Origin of the sequence: Paraburkholderia strydomiana, from assembly GCF_031456815.1 — a bacterium.
GTDB classification, from domain to species: domain Bacteria; phylum Pseudomonadota; class Gammaproteobacteria; order Burkholderiales; family Burkholderiaceae; genus Paraburkholderia; species Paraburkholderia caledonica.
In genome coordinates this window covers 693,270-710,594 of sequence record NZ_JAVDVL010000001.1, presented here as the reverse complement: position 1 = coordinate 710,594, position 17,325 = coordinate 693,270, and the positions used below count along the sequence as shown (strand labels likewise).

Here is a 17,325-nt window from a genome sequence, read left to right as displayed (position 1 = left end):
CTGTTAGTCCTTCAAACGGCGCGCCGCGACCGAGCGCAGCATCCGGTAGAACAGCGCCGCGATGATCAGCGCCGCGAGCACGCCGCCCAGCATCAGCAGCAACGGATGCGACGACAGCGCCCAGCGCAGATACTCCTGTGGCGACAAATGGCCGACATAGTACGCGTCGCCGTTCGATGTGATCGTGACCGTGCGGCCGTGGATCACGGCCATCGCGCCTTGAATCTCCGGCAGCACGTCGGCGTCGAGCAGGGCGGCCGACAGATCGGCGTCCGACTGCCCGGCCGCGCTCACGAGAGCCACCGCGCTGCGGGTCTTTTTCAGCGGCGATTCGAAGCCGGTCAGGAGCGCGTCGCCGTTCGAGCTGACAAGCGTGAGGTCGGCGCGCGCTGGCAGGCGCTCGACGCCGCGCTCGCCGTGCCACCAGTCCTCGAGTTTGAAGACGATGTCGGACAGCTGGAACGTGCGCGAGTCGCCGTCGCTCGAAAACGGCATCGACTTGGCCCAGCGTTGAAGTAGCGGTTGCTTGCCGGGCGCGCCGAAAATCAGCAGGTCCTTGTCGGCGTATTTGTCGACGTCGTCGGCGGTGCCGACTGTCACGCCCGCGACCGGATAGCCGGTCGATGCGCCCATGCGTCCCATGGTCAGCAGGTAGAGGCTGTAGTCGCTCGAGTCGGCGTCGTTCGGCAGGATCACCGCCGTTTCCGACAGATCCGCCATGCGCGTGAACGGAAAGCCGCTGTTCGCGAACGCCGCGAGATCGGGCAACGCCATGTAGTGGGGAAACGACGACAGGTCGATCGTCGAATTCGGATCCACCGCGCCGATCACGTTCTCAAGCAGCCGCCCATGACATTCGCCGGTATTCGGAATGTCATAGTAAAAGTGCAGGCGCAGTTGCGCGCGCGGGGTCAGCAGCAGCGGCGGAATATGCAGGGTACGGCGCGCCTCGGCCGTCTTGTCGGGCAGCACGCGCGCGAAATAATGGCTCAGGTCGAATACCGAACTGGACTCGGCCGGAATGGGCAGCGCCTGCACGAAGCCGCTGTTCACGCTGACGTTCAGTGACGAGCGGTCGCGCTGCGGACGTACCGTGTAGCGGTAGCGCAGGTCGATCGGCGCGCCCTTGGTATGCCACATGAACAGGTCGGGCGGTACGCGCAGATTCACGTGGACCGTGTCGGCGTCGTAGCCCGACACGGTCAGGTCGCGCGCGTCGGCAAGCTCGCCGAAGCGCACCGGTCGATGCGTGGGCAGCCAGTTCGGCGCGTCGTACGGCGCGCGCTTCGCGAGTTCGGTGAGCCGCGTAATCGTCACGCTCTGGCCGGTCAGCGTGTTCTGTCCGATACCGAGCGCGCGCGCGGCGATCTTCAGTTCGGCGTCGGTGCGTCCGAGCACCAGCAGCAGCTTGCCGCGCGCCGGCGCTTCACGGTCGACCACGGCAATGGTCGGGCCCGAGATGGCTGGAATCGTGACGCCGGCGGGGCGCTGGTCGTCGGTGGCGAACACGACGGCGTTGCCCGACAGCGGCACGTTGTCCTGCTGCGCCGGGAACAGCGCGCCGCGATAGCCGGCGAGCGCGCCGAACCACGAGGCCACGATGCCGCCTGCCTCGAGCGTGCCGGCTGTCGGCTTCTGCGGGAATACGAACGGTAGTTCGAGGCGTCGTACGTCGCGTCGGTCGAAAAACGGCTGCGGCAGGGCCGCGAGATCCGGCTTGCTGGCGAGCGACGCGTACGTCAGATCGAGCGAGCTTGCATTGCTGACGGTGGCCCATAGCGACGAGTTCGCCGGGTCCTCGCAACTCGCCGTGTAATGCCCGATCAACTGCACGTTCAGGTGATTGAATTCACTGACGAAGCGCGGGTCGAGCGACACGTCGCGCGCGACCAGCATCCCGGCCTGGTCGCGCGGCACGGGCAGCGTCGCCGCGACTTCGCCGTTTACCAGCACCTTGAGTTGCGAGATGTTCGGCAGCAGGGCGGGCGAGTAGCTGTAGATCAGATGCAGGATCGCGCCCGTTACGACCTCGTCGCCGCGCACCGAGAACGCGACGCCGTTCTGGCCGTCGGTGCCGCGCAACTGCAGCGGATCGAGCGCGCCAAGGTCGGCGAACGTGAGCGTCTGGCGACGGCCGCCCGGCACCAGCGTGCCCGGTTCGGCGGTGGTCGGCGTCTTGACGCCCAGCGCTTTGACCGCCGACGCGGCGAGCGCCGGCGTAGGCGTAGCCAATGGCGCTTGCGCGATCATCGCCGGGTCGTAGGGTACGGCGGGACTCGGCGCGGGGCCGTTGCCCGTGCCGGTTGCATGTGTTGCCGTGTTCCCAGCCGCCGCTGCGGGCGGCGTTGCCTGCGCTCGAAGCGCGGCTTGCGTGCGCGGCGCGGCGGTGTCGGCTGCGTTGGCTGAGTTGGCCGTGTCTGCCTTTCCCACGGTGCCCGACCCCGCAGCGGCCGCTTCGGCCACCGACGCGAGCGGCGCGGCCAATGCGGTCTGCAACGCGAGCCAGCACGCGACGCCGCGCGTCAGCCGTGAAGAGCGAGGGCGCTGCGCGTCGCGGCGCTGCAAGTTTGTGTCACTGTGCGACTCGTAACGCTGCTGATTCGAGCGTTCGATGCTTCCCTTCGCCATCCAGTTGCGCATAGATCAGTCTTTGGTTTTTAGCTTCTTGACGTCCACCGGACGGCTTTTCATCGAGCTTCGCAGGTCGTTGTAGAGATGCTCGAAGAGGCCTGCGATGCCGCGCACGCCCACCGTCAGCACGTGCGAGAGCCCGCGCAGCGGCGTGTCCTGCTGGCGCCCCTCGGCCCAGCCGGTCCAGGCGTCGGCGCGTGCAAACGTGGTCTTGACGAACTCGTATTCCTGCTCGCGCGTCATCGCGGAAAAGCGCAGGCCGACCCGGCCCGGCGCCGTGAAGCCGACCGTGGCGGGGAACGCGTATTCCTCGTCGCCGCGAAAAAGCGACACGGTGACACGCTCGTGCATCGGCACCTGAATGGCCGCGGGTAACGCGACACCTACGCCGCCTTCCGAGTAGTCAATGGTCTTGCAGGCGAGCGTGCGGCCCGTGGAGAACTTGAGCATGACCGGCATTTCCATCGCCACGCGATGCACCGCGCGAATCTGCCGGCGCTCGCTCGCGGCAGCCACGCTCGCGCCGAGAATCAGCATGTTGTACGTGGTCCAGCCGAGGTTCAGCACGGTGGTCTGCACGATGCTGCGGGTATGCCAGTTCAGATAGATATGCACGATGCCCACGCAGAAGCCGATCAGGTTCAGCAACAGCAGGAACAGATACGGCCGCGAGATCGCCCAGTCGAAATAGTTCTTCTCGATCTGGCCACCCTTGGCCGTCACGTTGAACTTGCCGAGCTTCGGGTTGATGAGCGCGAGCAAGGTGGGCGCGGTGATATACGACGCCAGCACCGATTCATAGACCTCGGCCCAGAACGAATGGCGGAACGAGCGCTGCATGCGCGAATTGGTAATGCTCGCGTGCATCATGTGCGGCAATGCGTAGATGGCGATGGTGCTCGCGGCGGCTTCGATCACATGCGCGCCGAAGAACAGATACGACAGCGGCGCTGTGAGAAACACGAGACGCGGGATGCCGTAGAAGAAGTGCATCATCGCGTTCAGATAGCAAAGCCGCTGGCCGAACTTCAGGCCCTTGCCCGTGAGCGGATTATCGATCCGGAAGATCTGCGTCATGCCGCGCGCCCAGCGAATCCGCTGGCCGATGTGACCCGACAGGCTTTCGGTCGCGAGCCCCGCGGCTTGCGGAATCGCCAGATACGCTGTGGTGTAGCCGAGACGATGCAGCTTCAGCGCGGTGTGAGCGTCTTCAGTGACGGTCTCTACCGCAATGCCGCCGATCTCCTCGACCATGGTACGGCGCAGCAGCGCGCAAGAACCGCAGAAGAAGGTGGCGTTCCACAGATCGTTGCCGTCCTGCACGAGCCCATAGAACAGTTCGCCTTCGTTCGGCACTTTGCGGAACGTGCCGAGATTGCGCTCGAACGGGTCGGCGGAGAAAAAGTGGTGCGGCGTTTGCAGCATCGACAGCAGCTTGTCGCGCAGGAACCAGCCAAGGCCGATCTGCAGGAACGAGCGCGTCGGAATGTGATCGCAATCGAAAATGGCGAGGTATTCGCCCTTGGTGATCTTCAACGCTTCGTTGATGTTGCCCGCCTTCGCGTGGCGGTTGTGCGTGCGGATCGTCCAGTTGACGCCGACTTCCTCGCAGAACGCCTTGAACTCGGGACGGCGGCCGTCGTCCAGCACGTGGATGGACAGTTTTTCGGCCGGATAGTCGAGCGCGAGCGCTGCGTAGATGGTCGGCTTTACCACCGAAAGCGGCTCGTTATAAGTGGGAATGAAGACGTCGACGGTCGGCCAGTCGCTGCGCGAGGCGGGCAGCGGCATCGGCTTGCGCTTGAGCGGCCATGCAGTCTGAAAGTAGCCGAGCAGCAGCACGAGCGTCGAATAGACTTCCGCCGACACGAGCAGCAGACCCCACGCGGCGTCGAGCGGATGCTCCCAATAAGTTGTCGAGGTCAGCCGCCAGTACATGTAGCGGCCCGACGTCACCACTGAGAGCATGATCATCACCATCGTCGCGTAACGGCCTTGCAGGCGGCGAAACAGCAGCGCGGTGACGAAGCAGCAGGTGGCGAACGTGAGTTGCTCGTAGAAAGCGAGCGGCACCGTGAAAACGAAGTACAGCATCACCAGTGCGAACAGCGTGACGAGACCGGTGACGATGCGGCTATTCCAGAAGCGTGCGTCGACAAAGCGTTCGAACCGCGACGGTTCGCTCGCTTCAATGCCTTCGGGATGAGTCGTGCTCATGCGACATTCCTTGGCGAGACAGCGATCGCGTCGACCGCCGACATCAGCCACGTGCCGCACGCGCGGAAGTCGGCGGCGGCCTGGCTAAGCGGATCGTAGTGGATGAGCGTGGTGTCGCAGGCGAGTGCTTCGCTCACGCCTTCGTCGAGATGGATCACGCCGGGAAAGAGTTTCTCGCCGAGCATCTGGCGCAGAACCTTGAGGACGTCTTTGGTCAACTGGCGCGACTGGTCGATCTGATTGACGACATAGCCCACGCCGCCGAACTCGGCGCGCGGCGCCGCGTAGGTGTCGATCAGCCGCTCCATTTGCGGGATCGCCGCGTAAGAAGCGGCGTCCGCCAGCACCACGTTCAGCGCGAAAGTGGCCGCGCACAAGGCGGCGCGCACGTACGCGGACGAACCCGGCGGTGTGTCCACGACTACGACGTCGGATGCTTCGAGCCTCAAGCTGCGCAACGCATGCGCGAGCCACAGCGGGTCCTGGTCGACATGCGCCTCGAAGCGGCGGCGGTCGTCTTCCAGTACCGCGCCGTATGGCAGCACGGTGACGCCGTCCACGCCGTCGAACATGACCGACTGCCATGCGTCGCCGGTCAGCGTGGCACGCGAGATGCCGTCGATGCTGTCGAGCGGCACGCCGAAGTGCAGACGCAGCGCGTTCTGCGGATCGAGGTCGAGCGCGATCACACGGCGGCCGCTCGCGGCGAGCACCGAAGCGAGGTTCGCGGCGAGGGTCGTCTTGCCGACGCCGCCCTTGGCGGACACTACCGCAATGACTTTCATGAGCGACGCGGGCGGTTGACGAGCCACGAGTTGGACTCGGCGGGTTCGGCGCTGACTGCCGACGCCGCGGCTGCGCGCGGCGTGCCGCGCAGGCGGTCGAACAGCGATTGCAGCGGCACCGCTTGCGTGGCGGGCGCGGCCGCGTGGAGCGGCGCGGTCTCCGCTTGCGAGCTAAACAGTTTGCCGAGGATCGACGTCGGTTGCGAAGCTGCCATGGACGTTGGCGCAGACATGAAGGGCTGCGTGCGGGCCGAGGCGGGGGCGGGCGCGGCGTGGGGCGTGCGGGCGGCGCCCGGACCGGAACGGACAGGCGCCGGCGCTTGTGCCCATGCCGGTGCGGCCGCAGATGTTGGCGCCGATGCCGCGGGCGGATTGCTCGCAGCAGCGATGGCCGGCGCACTCTGCATGAAGGGCGGAATCGGCGGGATCGGCGGCACGGCGGAAACTGGCGCGAGCGGGGCGATAGATGCGATCTTGGCGGTAGGGGCGACAACAGCCACCGGCTCGCCCTGTCTCGTTGCCGGTGGAACCGGAGACGAAACCGGCATCGACGCAGCATCAGCCGCCTTCGAAGCCGTTGCCTGCGTGAGCTCGCCATGCGTTTCGGGCGCACCGAAGCGCGATGCGCCGCGCGGCGCGGCCGGCGTTGCCGCAGCCACGACAACCGGCGGAATGTCGCGCCGATGTGAGCGCGTGAAAAGCGGTGCCTTTGCGCGCGTCACCGAGGCCGCGTCTTTCGGCGTGGCCGGGTCCTGACGGTCGACGGCGAACGCGGCGGCCTCATCGGCCACCGGTTGAGGTCTTGCTTGTGCGCGCTGCCCGATCGGGGGAATCAGCGGCTGCTTGAGATCGAGCGTCACCAGCAACGGCCAGCGCGTGCGCGCCGAATGCGCCTCGTTCTCGCGCCCGATCTCCTGGTACGCGTTGGCGTCGCCGCCGAAGTGATCGAATAATTTTTCGATGTCGCTTGATGAACTCATGTTGCCGCCATTCATTAGTGCTTTACGTTGCCCGGTCCTTACTTCCGGTCGCGGCGCGAAACCAGTGCCCAACCTGACTGCCCGTTGCTGATCGCGCACCGGTCCTGCGCGCAGCTCGGCCCTGGCCTGTTACGGCTTTCACGCTGCATGACGGCCGAGACGGAACTCGAGCGCCGTGTCTTGCGAATACTCGCTGGTTTGTGCGACTGACAAGCCCTGCGCGCCAAGCGCGCTCAACCAGGTCTGATACGCGCCTTCCAGGAACGCCGGGGTCCACGCGAGCGCGTCGTTGCCGAACGCCGGCAGCGGCGCGCAGTAGTGAACGATGCGTAGCGACTCGGAGTCGTCGGCGAGTTCGACATATCCCCAATCGATTTCCTGCCAACGCTCGTTCAGGGTCCGCTCGAGGTCGGTGGTCGAGTCGCAGGCAGGCAGCGGATGGGCCGCAGCAAAACGACTTCCCACGCGGTGCATCAGTTGACGCAATTCATCGCGGCCGATCTGCGCCTCGAACTCCGAGGCCAAGGCGCAAAGCATGCCCCGCCATTGCGGTGACATCTGGCGTCCGAGCAGGTAATCGAGGATTGGAACCATGTTTTCTGGAAAATGGCCGTCGATGCCAACTGGCTAAAAAGGACCGCGACGACCGGGTGCAGGGACAGTGCTCGCATAACTCGCGCAAGGCCGCGTAGGTTAGTTTTACCGCTTTCACCAGGCGCTTCCGCACACTTTGAAGCAGTCTACTTAAGACATTAACTTTTAGCCACTTTCGGTCACCTGGCCGATACGTGCGAACCCTATGCTGCATACAGAAGGACCACGAAGCATTGCAACTTCTGCCATGAGTCTGTGGCTCGCAAACGACTGTTGCGCTCACAACTTCCAGGTGTATTAACGGCTACTTTGTTCAAGGCATTGAGGATCTTTGCCTTCCTTTTTCTACCGACGTGCATTTCCGCCAAGGGTTGTATCTTGTCGGAATTAATTTCCGGCCGGGAGTATGATCGCCGAGCCCCGAGCATTGCGGATTCGGCGCGCGGGCGCGGCCCAGTCGCTGCGTCGCCTGATCCGAGCGAGCGCCCGCGTATTTATTGCCGGATATTTTTGGAAAGGCTCAACATTCGTCAGATGTTTGCCGATATACATGGATAGAGTGACCGGACCTGCCCTGTAGCCCATCCTTATGCTCCTCACTTCGACGCAGCACTCATCCGATGCCAGTCTGCGCGAGCGCTTTCACCGGCGCTCGCTTGAACATCAGCGTCCGCTGTCGACCGTGACAATGGCGTTCACCGTCGTTGCGTTCCTCTCTCTCGTCGCGGCGCGCGCGTTTGTCGGCGGACCGGCGGCGCCGCTTGCGTATCGCCTTGGCTGTGCGCTAGTGCTGGCTTTGCTGGTGCTGGCCATCCCGCGTGCGAAGTCGACGTGGACCTTCGGGGCAATCGGCGTCGCGTTTTCGCTCGCGCTCGTCGGCGGACTCGCGCTGAATGTTGTGGGCTTGCAACAGCCGCTGCTGTGGACGCTGCCGGCGATGGTCGTGATACCGGTTTGCGCCGCGCCGCTCTGGCTCACGCCGACGCATTTCTTTGTCGGCAGCGCGCTCTTCTATGCGGCAGCGATCCCGCTGCTGCCTGGCGCGCCGCGCACGGCCGACGTCGACGTCGTCATGTGGATGTGGATCGCGGCGATCGGCTTGCCGACCTCGGTCGTATTTCATTTCGGCTTCTACCGGTTCCGGCGGAATCACTTCCTGCTGGAGGACCAGTTGGCTCAACTGGCGGCCACCGATCCACTGACCGGTCTGCAAAACCGCCGCGCGTTCGTCGCCCAGGCGGAGCGGCGGCTCGCGGACGTGGCGCAGGGCGGAGAGGTCAGCGCGATCTTTCTGGACATCGACAACTTCAAGTCGTTGAACGACCGGTTCGGTCATGGGGTGGGCGACCTTGCGTTGCGCGAGGTCGCGCAGGTGCTGCTCGACGGAACCGGGGGCACGGACAGCGTGAGCCGGATCGGCGGCGAAGAATTTGCCATATTGCTATGCGACGGACTGGCCGGCGCGCTGCGCCTCGCCGAGCGGCTGCGCGGCGCAATTGCCGAGATTGAGCGCCCGGACGGCAATCTGACTGCCAGTTTCGGCGTGGCCGAACACCGCAGCGGCGAAAGCATCATGGTGCTGCTCGACCGCGCCGATGAAGCGTTGCTGCGCGCCAAGCATTCGGGCAGGAATCGCGTGTGCTCGGAGCGTCCGCTGCCGCAGGCACCGCTGCAGTCGCTGATCGAAGACGCCTGTGGTGCGGCGGGCTCGGCGGGCGCGTCGAACTCGCGGCATCGATGGGAAGACTATTACCTCACCTCCCATTTTCAGCCGCTTTTCAGCTTGTCGCATCAGAAGCAGGTGGGCTTCGAGGCGCTGCTGCGGGGCGAGCTGGACGACGGCACGCTGCTGCCGCCCGCGGCGCTGTTCGCGCCCAAGCCCTCCAACGACGAAGGCGTGCTAGACCGCGCGAGCCATGCCGTGCACCTTGCCAACGCACGCGCGTCGCTGCCCGCCGACGGCTGGCTGTTTCTCAACATTCTGCCGGCCACGTTCGTCGCCGACGGTTATGCGGATGACCTCGCCGCCATCGTGCGAAGGGTGGGACTCGCGCCGCAACAGGTGATTCTGGAAATTCTCGAGTCGCACGGCGGCAGTGTCGGCGAGATGTCGCGCGCGGCGGCGCTGTATCGCGAACACGGTTTCCTGATTGCCGTCGACGATTTCGGAGCCGGCCAGTCGAACCTCGACCGGCTGCTGCGCATCCGTCCGGATATCGTCAAGCTCGACGGCGAACTGATACGCGCGACGAGCCACGGCACCGAACAGCCGATCTTGCCGAAGCTCGTGTCGCTGTTGCATCAGGCCGGCATGCTGGTGGTAGTGGAAGGTGTGGAAACGACCGAGGAGCTGATTCTCGCCGTCGAATCGAACGTGGACTTCGCGCAAGGGTATCTGCTTGGGCGGCCGGCAGCGCAGATCGTTTCGCCTGGCTCCGTGCATCTACGAATTGACGATGCTTTCGACATGATCGCGCAGGGCCGCGCGCATCAGCATGCGTTGTTCGAATCCGTGGTCGAGCCGTACCGCGTGGCGTTGCGCGAGGCCGCGGACGCGTTGCATGCCGGCGTAGCCATGGATCGCGCGTTCTCTTCTCTGGCGACGTTCGAGCGTTGCGTAAGCTGCTTCATCCTCGACGCTTCCGGACGCCAGCTCGGTCCCGAAGTGCCGGGGCCGGCGTGGAGCATGGAAGGCGCTTCGCTGCATCCGGTGGCGAATCCGCGAGACGCGCGCTGGGATCATCGGCCGTACTATCGCAATGCCGTGCTGTTGCCGGGTGTCGCGATCGCCAGCAATCCATACCTTTCGCTAGCGAGTGGCAGGCCGTGCATCGCAGTGACGCTCGCTGCACAGTTCGCGGACGAGCGTTCGGTGATCGGCGTCGAACTCGACTGGTCGGCGCAGGGTTTGCCCTGGCCGGCGCGGGAATGACGGCACCCAAGCGGCGCCGTGCAACGACCGTTCACCACAATCCAGCGAGCCCCGCTGCATCGCGCCCCGCCGAGCCCTTATTCGGCGATTGAGAAGCGCGCCGGACGGCTTTGTGTCGACTTCCTGGGGCGCTCGACGCGCGCCGTGGCTCCGCGGATGAACAGCACCGCGCAGAACGCAACCATTGCCCAGATGCAGAGAATTACCGTCAAAGCGCTCATTTCTTGTCTCGAAGATTGGAAACCGCGGTTATTGCTGTCGGCCTTGTTTTATTGGGGGCCGGTCAGTGCATCGTGAGCTGGTCGGCTCCGCCGGAAACAAGCTCGTCGATCAGACGCGTGGTCAGACCCAGTTGCTGTTCCAGCGACGCGCGCGCTGCCTGTGCCGCTGCATCGTCGCCGCGCGCCGCAGCATTGTACGTCTGCGTCGCGAGGTGCAACACATTCTGCGAAGCAATGTGCAGGCCGTGCATGGTTTGCGCATCGGCGTCGGGCGCAGGGTTGGTCCATTCGGCCGTTGCCGGCTCGAGCAGGTTTTCGTCGAACGGGCGATTCTGGCGATGACGGGAAGACATCTGAGGCTCCTGACGCAATTGGCACAATGTCAGTGTGCGCTGGGTGGCCGAGCTTCAATTGGTCGAATAGAAGGCGGTTTTGAAGCCAATCCCCGGCGATGGGCAAACGCGTGCATTTCGTATGGAGAAAACGGTTTCACGCGGACGTTGCGTCAACGCATGCCAGCAGGCTCGCATTCGTGCCATTCCAGGCGGCTTGCAACGAGGCTGCAGATCGCCATCAGGCATAGTCGATAAACAGATTGGATGGACTTGCAGGCCGCTTTAGGTGCTGTGCCGGTGGCATCGAAAACTACAATGAGAGCCGCCCATTAGCGATGGAGACTCGCGATGCAAAGCCGCACCCAGACCCGCATTCCCTGCATGATGATTCGCGGCGGCACGTCCAAAGGCGCGTTTTTCATGGCGTCCGACTTGCCCGCTGAGCCCGCCGAACGTGACCGTGTGCTGCTCGCGGTGATGGGCTCGCCCGATCCGCGGCAGATCGACGGCATCGGCGGTGCAGACCCGCTGACCAGCAAGGTCGCGATCATCTCTCCATCGTCGCGCGAGGACGCCGACGTCGACTACCTGTTCGCGCAGGTCGTCGTCAACGAGGCGCGCGTCGATTTCGGCCAGAACTGCGGCAACATTCTCGCGGGCGTCGGGCCGTATGCGATTGAACGCGGACTCGTCAACGCTGAAGACGGCATCACGCGCGTGGCGATTCACATGGTCAACACCGGGCAGATCGCGGTTGCAACGGTCCGCACGCCGGGCTTCCGCGTGACGTATGAAGGCGACGCGCGCATCGACGGCGTGCCGGGCGGCGCCGCGCCGATTCCGCTCGAGTTCCGGGATACGGCCGGGTCGACGTGCGGCGCGCTGCTGCCGACGGGACGACTCAAGGACACCGTGGAAGGCGTCGAACTGACGTGCATCGACAACGGCATGCCGCTCGTGCTGATGCGAGCGCGCGACCTGCAACGCACCGGTTATGAAACGCGCGAAGAACTCGACGCAGACGACGAACTCAAGGCGCGCATCGAAAAAATCCGGCTTGCCGTGGGCCCGATGATGAACCTTGGCGACGTCAGCGCCCGAACGGTACCGAAGATGTGCCTCGTCGCGGAGCCGCGCAACGGCGGCACGATTTCCACGCGCAGTTTTATTCCGCACCGCTGCCATGCATCGATTGGCGTGCTCGGCGCAGTCAGTGTGGCGACGGCGGCGGTGCTGCCCGGTACGGTGTGCGACGGCATTGCGAAAGTGGAACTCGAAGGCGCACGCAAGCGGGTTTCCGTCGAGCATCCGACCGGCGAGTTCACCGTCGAACTCACGCTCGGCGGCGAGCCCGAGCGGCCCGAAGTGCTGAGCGCGGCGTTGCTGCGCACCGCGCGCTGGCTGTTCGACGGTGTGGTCGGCATTCCTTCCTCGGTATGGGAGCCGCAGGTCTAGCGACGGATACGACCGCGGTCCTGGCTGCTGGTCGCTAGCGGACCATCAGCGGGCAGTCGCCGCAACCCGCCGCTAACTAGCCGCGACGCTGACTGTGCGCGTGAGCTCGACCACCGACAGACGAATTGCGTCGATCAGCGCCCGAGCCGCCGGTGAGGGCGTACCGGCCGCGCGCATCGTCAGCCCGATCTCGCGCCGCGTGTTGTGCAGCGGCACCTTGAGTACCGCGAGTTGCCCCGCTTGCACCTCGTAGTGCAACTGCTGTGCGGACAGCGCCGCCACCATGTCGGTGCCGAGCAGCAGGCCGCGAATCACGGCGAGGTCGGCGGTTTCGACCGTGGGCAGTGGCGGTTTGATTTTCATCCGTTTGAACTGGGCTTCGAACAGCGCTCGCGCGGGCGCGTGACTGCGCGGCAGGATCCACTGCGCGTCACGCAGATCCGCGATGTTCGGCTCATGAGCGCGCGTAAGCGGATGATCGCGCCGCACGAGAAGCACCATGTCTTCCGACATCAAGCGCTCGTTCTTCAGGCCGCTCGTCGAGTCGTTGTCGCGCAGCGCGCCGAGAATGAAGTCGATGTCACCCGCTCTCAATCCCGCGACCAGCGCTTCATACGCGCTTTCGTCGGTGACTACCCGCACGCCCGGATTGTCCGCGCTCAATTTCGCAATCGCTTTGGGAAGGATCAGCGTGCGCCCGAGCGGCAGCGCGCCGACCGTTACCGCGCCCCGAATATTGCCGCGCAGGGCGGCGATATCGTCGGGCACGTGGCGCAATTCGTTCAACGCGCGCCGCACATGCAGCAGAAACGTTTCACCTTCGGCGGTGAGCAGAATGCCGCGGGGGCTCCGGTGAAAGAGGCTCAGTCCCGAGCCGCTTTCGAGCACGCGAACCGCGGTGCTGACGGCGGGCTGACTGATACCGAACGTTTTGGCCGCGCTCGGCATATGACGGTGCCGTGCAAGCGCGACGAAAATCTGCAGCCGCCGTGTGTTCAGCAGATAGGCCGGCAGTGCGCCTTCAGCAGCAGGGCGGCGGCGTGCCTGCCGCGCAGCGCACCATTGTGCGAGTTCTTCGAGTTCTACGAATATCCGTTCGCAGCGAAGCAGCACCGCCCGGCCAACGGGGGTGGGCAGCATGCCCGAAGGACCGCGATCGAATAGCGGTTCTCCAACTGCCGACTCGAGTTCCTGAACCGAGCGCGTCACCGCCGATTGAGCGCGAAACAGCGCGGCGGCCGCACGCGTTGCACTGCCCATGTCCGCGACAAGGCGGAAGGCGCGCAGTTGCGCGAGATTGAGCAGGTCCTTGCTGCTTGCGGGCGCCGTGGTCTTCGCAGGCGCTTTGCCGGGCGCGTCGTTTCTGACGGCAACGAGCGATGCGTCGCGCGTCATGCGGCGCCCGCGATCAGATGCAATGCCGGCAGCGACAGATTCAGACTTTCCTTCGATATGTGCGTGTGCTCTTTCATCAACGCCTCGACGCGCGCGCCTTCGCCTTTCTTCAACGCGTCCGCAATCGCGTGGTGCTGTCGGTGCGCGTACATCAGCATCATGAATTGACGCTCGCGTGCGGCTTCGTCGAATGCGATGGTGAAGGGCGAGACGAACGGAATCTTGTCGTTCAGGCTCAACGCGGCGCTAACCGCCGTGTTCTGCGCTGCCGCGATGATGAGCGAATGAAAGCGCCCATTCATTGCCGCATAGCGCACGTCGTCGCCGGGTTGAAGGTTGCCGTTGCGAAAGATGTCGTCGCCTTCGCGCAGGCAATCGTCGAGTGCGGCGGCAAGTGCGACGTCCACGCCGCTCTCGGCGACCGCACGCGCGGCGAGACCTTCCAGTACGCCGCGCACATCGATTGCGTTCAGTACGTCGCGTACGCTGAAGCGGCGGACTATATAGCCGCGCGCGCCCGAGCGGTCGAGCAGTCCTTCCGAAGACAGCACACTGAGTGCATAGCGCAGCGGCGTACGTGATACACCGAGCGATTGCGCGAGTTGCGCTTCGACGAGGCGTTGGCCCGGCGACAGTTCTCCTGCCAGGATCTTCTCGCGTAAGGTCTGAACAATAGCCTGCTGTGTCGTTTCGTTCATCGTCATCTGCTCATTGGACGTCGTCCAGTATAGCCACGCAAAACGCGCGGCACCACGGTAGAGACATACCTTGCGAGTTGGTTTCAGAGGCATCTATTTTGTTTATGGCTACCTGTCACCAAAACTCGTTGGAAAATGCTGCGCACGGGAAATTGGGATACAAAACGCTCCAAGCGGAAGAAGGCTTTCAGGACTGATACAAGGCTCAGACAGTCTGCAATGGGGCTTCATATAGGCACTCATTGACCCCGTAACATTGGTTTACCCGTACTTCCTACAAAGCCGCGCAACTCTTATCTTGGTATCCCAAGTGAAATGCGAGAAGGTGTTCAGCCTTCCTGCAACGTATCCGATTGGCCCGCAGTAATTGCGCAGCACGAAGCGACGGAAGACAAACGAAATGGCAAGGATCATTGGTGGTATCGGCACCTCGCATGTGCCGACTATCGGCATGGCGTACGACAAGGGTAAGCAGAACGACCCGGCATGGGCGCCGCTCTTCAAGGGCTACGAGCCGGTGGCGAACTGGCTCGCCGAGCGTAAGCCGGACGCTATGGTGATGTTCTACAACGACCACGCGAACAGCTTCTTCTTCGACTGTTACCCGACATTCGCTCTGGGCGTCTCGGGCAATCATGAATTCGCGGACGAGGGTGCGGGCAAGCGTCCTCTTCCGGATATCGCGGGCCATCCCGATCTTGCAATCCACATTGCCGAGCAACTGGTCAACGACGAGTTCGACCTCACAATCTTTCAGGACCGTCCGCTCGATCACGGCTGCAATTCGCCTCTCTCGTTGATGCTGCCTCATGCCGGCGGCTGGCCGCTTGCGCTGGTGCCCGTGCAGGTCAACGTGCTGCAGTATCCGCTACCGACCGCGAACCGCTGCTATCGCCTCGGCCAGGCGTTGCGCCGCGCGATCGAATCGTTTGGAGAAGATCTCGACGTGGTAGTGGTCGGTACGGGCGGTCTTTCGCACCAGGTGCACGGCGAGCGCAGCGGCTTTAACAACACCGAGTGGGACATGGAGTTCCTCGACCTGATCGTTCATGAACCGCAACGTCTTGCCGCGATGAAGCATGTCGATTACGTGCGCCTCGGCGGCGCGGAAAGCGTCGAAACGATCATGTGGCTCGCCATGCGCGGTGCGCTCGGTTCAAAGGTCCGCGAGCTGCATCGCAATTACTACCTTGCAACGAGCACCGCAATGGCCGTGACGATTTACGAAGACGAGGTGGCGCAATGAATCCGCAACTGATCGGTGTCGAAGAACTGACGGGCACGTATCCGTTCGATATCCGCCAGAGCATCAAGGCGATGCGCCTGAACCGCTTCTTCTGGCAGATGCGCGAAGCGGCGGCGCGCGCACTGTGGCTCGAAAATCGTCAGGCGGCGTATGACAAGGCAGGTCTCACGCCGCAGGAACGCACGCTGGTCGACAACGCCGACTGGATCGGCCTGATCCGCTACGGCGTGTGCTTCTTCGTGCTCGAGAAATTCGCGCGCGTGGTGAAGATCACCAACCTGGGCATGTACGCAAGCATGCGTGGCGAAACCCTCGAAGCGTTTTTAAAGACGCGCAACGTGCCCGACGCCGTTTAGCGCGCAGCACTTGAGCCGCGCGCTGGCGGCTCCTTCAATTTCGATGCAAGAACAAAACCCGGCTTCCACGGAAAGCCGGGACGGGAAACTATTTTCTTCGGAGACATGCATGAAATCTGCAGATTCAATCGACATCAAGGCGTTTATCGACGCACGAAAGGTGTCGCCCTACCAATGGCTCGTGCTCGTTCTGTGTTTTCTGATCGTCATGATGGACGGCCTGGACACGGCCGTGATGGGCTTCGTTGCGCCCGTCATCATGCATGACTGGAATGTGAGCCGCACCGCGTTCGGTCCGGTGATGAGCGCTGCCATGGTCGGCCTCGCGGTCGGCGCTTTGGCTGCGGGTCCTGTTGCCGATCGCATTGGACGCAAGAAGGTGCTCATTGCTTCGGTGTTCTGCTTCGGCTTTTTCAGCCTGATTTGCGCATTCGCCGAAACGCCTGTGCAACTCGTCGCGCTACGATTTCTCACGGGCCTCGGCCTTGGCGCCGCCATGCCGAATTCGACCACGCTGCTCTCCGAATATGTGCCGTCGCGCAATCGTTCGCTGCTGCTCACGATCATGTTCACGGGCTTTAATTTCGGCTCCGGCGCGGGCGGCTTCGTCGCGGCTTCGCTGATCCCGCACTACGGCTGGCGCGCGGTGTTCATGTTCGGCGGAATTCTGCCGATTGTGAGCGTGCCGCTGCTGCTGTGGCTGCTGCCTGAATCCGCGCGTCTGATGCTGGTGCGCAAACTGCCCACTCAACGTATTGCGGCGACGCTCGGGCGCGTATGCGGCCACGAATTCAGCAGCGACGTGCGCTTTACGGCGCCTGAACCGGTGGTCGCCGCCAAGGCGCCTGTGCGGATGCTGTTCGCCGACGGCTACGCATTCAGCACGCTGATGCTGTGGCTTACCTATTTCATGGGACTGCTGATCATTTATCTGCTGACCGGCTGGCTGCCGACGCTGATCAAGGACGCCGGTTTGCCCGTCGAGCGCGCGGCCGCGATCACCGGCATGTTCCAGTTGGGCGGCACTGTCGGCGCGGTGGCGGTGGGCTTCGCGATGGACCGTCTGGACCGCAACGGCGTGATCGGTGCGGCCTACCTGCTGGGCGGCGTATTCATCTTTGCGCTCGGCATGGGCACGCTCAAGTCGAGCCTGCTGCCGGTTCTCGTCACGTGTGCGGGGTTCTTCATGAGCGGCGCGCAGACCGGCTTGAATGCACTGGCGCCGAGCTGCTATCCGACGCGGGCACGGGCGACGGGCGTGAGCTGGATGCTCGGGTTCGGGCGCCTCGGCGGGATTCTGGGTTCGCTCGTAGGCGGTGCGCTGCTGTCGCTCGGGTTCAGCTTCCAGGTAGTGTTCTCGGTGCTGGCTGTCCCCGCCATCATCGCGGCCGTTGCAATCGTGATGAACCGGCTTGCGCTGCGCTTCATCAGTAGTCCGGTTGCCGACGCATAAGGCCTGAACCTGGAGCTTTGCGAAGGC

General features: G+C 64.0%; 13 protein-coding genes. 5 read left to right on the top strand and 8 right to left on the bottom strand.

Annotated features, from left to right (window positions below):
• Positions 1–3: 3 nt before the first annotated feature.
• From bcsB to bcsD, 5 genes are all read right to left on the bottom strand, one after another.
• On the bottom strand, positions 4–2,640 hold the full coding sequence (gene bcsB, locus J2W46_RS03230) for a cellulose biosynthesis cyclic di-GMP-binding regulatory protein BcsB (protein WP_310351239.1): 2,637 nt from the start codon (positions 2,638–2,640) through the stop codon (positions 4–6).
• A gap of 3 nt (positions 2,641–2,643) precedes the next feature.
• Complete coding sequence (gene bcsA / locus J2W46_RS03225) at positions 2,644–4,848, bottom strand: UDP-forming cellulose synthase catalytic subunit (protein WP_020066409.1); 2,205 nt, start codon at positions 4,846–4,848, stop codon at positions 2,644–2,646.
• Positions 4,845–5,633 (bottom strand): cellulose biosynthesis protein BcsQ, encoded by a 789-nt coding sequence (gene bcsQ, locus J2W46_RS03220; protein ID WP_020066408.1) that lies wholly within the window; start codon positions 5,631–5,633, stop codon positions 4,845–4,847. Before bcsQ ends, bcsA begins: the two co-directional genes overlap by 4 nt.
• On the bottom strand, positions 5,630–6,613 hold the full coding sequence (gene bcsP, locus J2W46_RS03215) for a cellulose biosynthesis protein BcsP (protein ID WP_310351235.1): 984 nt from the start codon (positions 6,611–6,613) through the stop codon (positions 5,630–5,632). Before bcsP ends, bcsQ begins: the two co-directional genes overlap by 4 nt.
• A 138-nt stretch (positions 6,614–6,751) precedes the next feature.
• Positions 6,752–7,207 (bottom strand): cellulose biosynthesis protein BcsD, encoded by a 456-nt coding sequence (bcsD, locus tag J2W46_RS03210; RefSeq protein ID WP_310351234.1) that lies wholly within the window; start codon positions 7,205–7,207, stop codon positions 6,752–6,754.
• 589 nt (positions 7,208–7,796) lie between these two features.
• On the opposite strand from bcsD, the gene J2W46_RS03205 reads away from it, so the two are divergent.
• On the top strand, positions 7,797–10,139 hold the full coding sequence (locus J2W46_RS03205) for a bifunctional diguanylate cyclase/phosphodiesterase (protein WP_087753435.1): 2,343 nt from the start codon (positions 7,797–7,799) through the stop codon (positions 10,137–10,139).
• Between the two features lie 283 nt (positions 10,140–10,422).
• On the opposite strand, the gene J2W46_RS03200 is transcribed toward J2W46_RS03205, so the two are convergent.
• Positions 10,423–10,713 (bottom strand): hypothetical protein, encoded by a 291-nt coding sequence (locus J2W46_RS03200; RefSeq protein WP_310351231.1) that lies wholly within the window; start codon positions 10,711–10,713, stop codon positions 10,423–10,425.
• A gap of 330 nt (positions 10,714–11,043) precedes the next feature.
• Here J2W46_RS03200 and J2W46_RS03195 point away from each other — a divergent pair, with 330 nt between their 5' ends.
• The gene (locus J2W46_RS03195; protein WP_310351229.1) at positions 11,044–12,150 is read left to right on the top strand and encodes a 4-oxalomesaconate tautomerase; all 1,107 of its coding nucleotides are present in this window, start codon (positions 11,044–11,046) and stop codon (positions 12,148–12,150) included.
• 72 nt (positions 12,151–12,222) lie between these two features.
• Here the strand turns inward: J2W46_RS03195 and J2W46_RS03190 are convergent, their stop codons facing one another.
• Positions 12,223–13,545, bottom strand: a complete 1,323-nt coding sequence (locus J2W46_RS03190; RefSeq protein WP_310351228.1) for a LysR family transcriptional regulator — start codon at positions 13,543–13,545, stop codon at positions 12,223–12,225.
• Complete coding sequence (locus tag J2W46_RS03185; protein ID WP_310351227.1) at positions 13,542–14,243, bottom strand: GntR family transcriptional regulator; 702 nt, start codon at positions 14,241–14,243, stop codon at positions 13,542–13,544. The genes J2W46_RS03190 and J2W46_RS03185 overlap by 4 nt, the downstream gene beginning before the upstream one ends.
• 400 nt (positions 14,244–14,643) lie before the next feature.
• Between J2W46_RS03185 and J2W46_RS03180 the strand changes: the two genes are divergently transcribed.
• From J2W46_RS03180 to J2W46_RS03170, 3 genes are all read left to right on the top strand, one after another.
• Complete coding sequence (locus J2W46_RS03180; protein WP_087753432.1) at positions 14,644–15,489, top strand: gallate dioxygenase; 846 nt, start codon at positions 14,644–14,646, stop codon at positions 15,487–15,489.
• Positions 15,486–15,845: a protocatechuate 3,4-dioxygenase gene (locus J2W46_RS03175; protein WP_088173983.1), complete on the top strand. Its 360-nt coding sequence runs from the start codon at positions 15,486–15,488 to the stop codon at positions 15,843–15,845. Before J2W46_RS03180 ends, J2W46_RS03175 begins: the two co-directional genes overlap by 4 nt.
• Before the next feature lie 109 nt (positions 15,846–15,954).
• Positions 15,955–17,298, top strand: a complete 1,344-nt coding sequence (locus J2W46_RS03170; RefSeq protein ID WP_310351224.1) for an MFS transporter — start codon at positions 15,955–15,957, stop codon at positions 17,296–17,298.
• The last annotated feature ends 27 nt before the right edge of the window (positions 17,299–17,325 follow it).

Bases quoted from the DNA above. Each gene is read 5' to 3' on its own strand.
- J2W46_RS03185 (WP_310351227.1), bottom strand. From the start codon at position 14,243: ATGAACGAAACGACACAGCAGGCTATTGTTCAGACCTTACGCGAGAAG.
- bcsP (WP_310351235.1), bottom strand. From the start codon at position 6,613: ATGAGTTCATCAAGCGACATCGAAAAATTATTCGATCACTTCGGCGGC.
- bcsQ (WP_020066408.1), bottom strand. From the start codon at position 5,633: ATGAAAGTCATTGCGGTAGTGTCCGCCAAGGGCGGCGTCGGCAAGACG.
- J2W46_RS03175 (WP_088173983.1), top strand. From the start codon at position 15,486: ATGAATCCGCAACTGATCGGTGTCGAAGAACTGACGGGCACGTATCCG.
- J2W46_RS03195 (WP_310351229.1), top strand. From the start codon at position 11,044: ATGCAAAGCCGCACCCAGACCCGCATTCCCTGCATGATGATTCGCGGC.
- J2W46_RS03200 (WP_310351231.1), bottom strand. From the start codon at position 10,713: ATGTCTTCCCGTCATCGCCAGAATCGCCCGTTCGACGAAAACCTGCTC.
- bcsB (WP_310351239.1), bottom strand. From the start codon at position 2,640: ATGCGCAACTGGATGGCGAAGGGAAGCATCGAACGCTCGAATCAGCAG.
- bcsA (WP_020066409.1), bottom strand. From the start codon at position 4,848: ATGAGCACGACTCATCCCGAAGGCATTGAAGCGAGCGAACCGTCGCGG.
- J2W46_RS03170 (WP_310351224.1), top strand. From the start codon at position 15,955: ATGAAATCTGCAGATTCAATCGACATCAAGGCGTTTATCGACGCACGA.
- bcsD (WP_310351234.1), bottom strand. From the start codon at position 7,207: ATGGTTCCAATCCTCGATTACCTGCTCGGACGCCAGATGTCACCGCAA.
- J2W46_RS03190 (WP_310351228.1), bottom strand. From the start codon at position 13,545: ATGACGCGCGACGCATCGCTCGTTGCCGTCAGAAACGACGCGCCCGGC.
- J2W46_RS03180 (WP_087753432.1), top strand. From the start codon at position 14,644: ATGGCAAGGATCATTGGTGGTATCGGCACCTCGCATGTGCCGACTATC.
- J2W46_RS03205 (WP_087753435.1), top strand. From the start codon at position 7,797: ATGCTCCTCACTTCGACGCAGCACTCATCCGATGCCAGTCTGCGCGAG.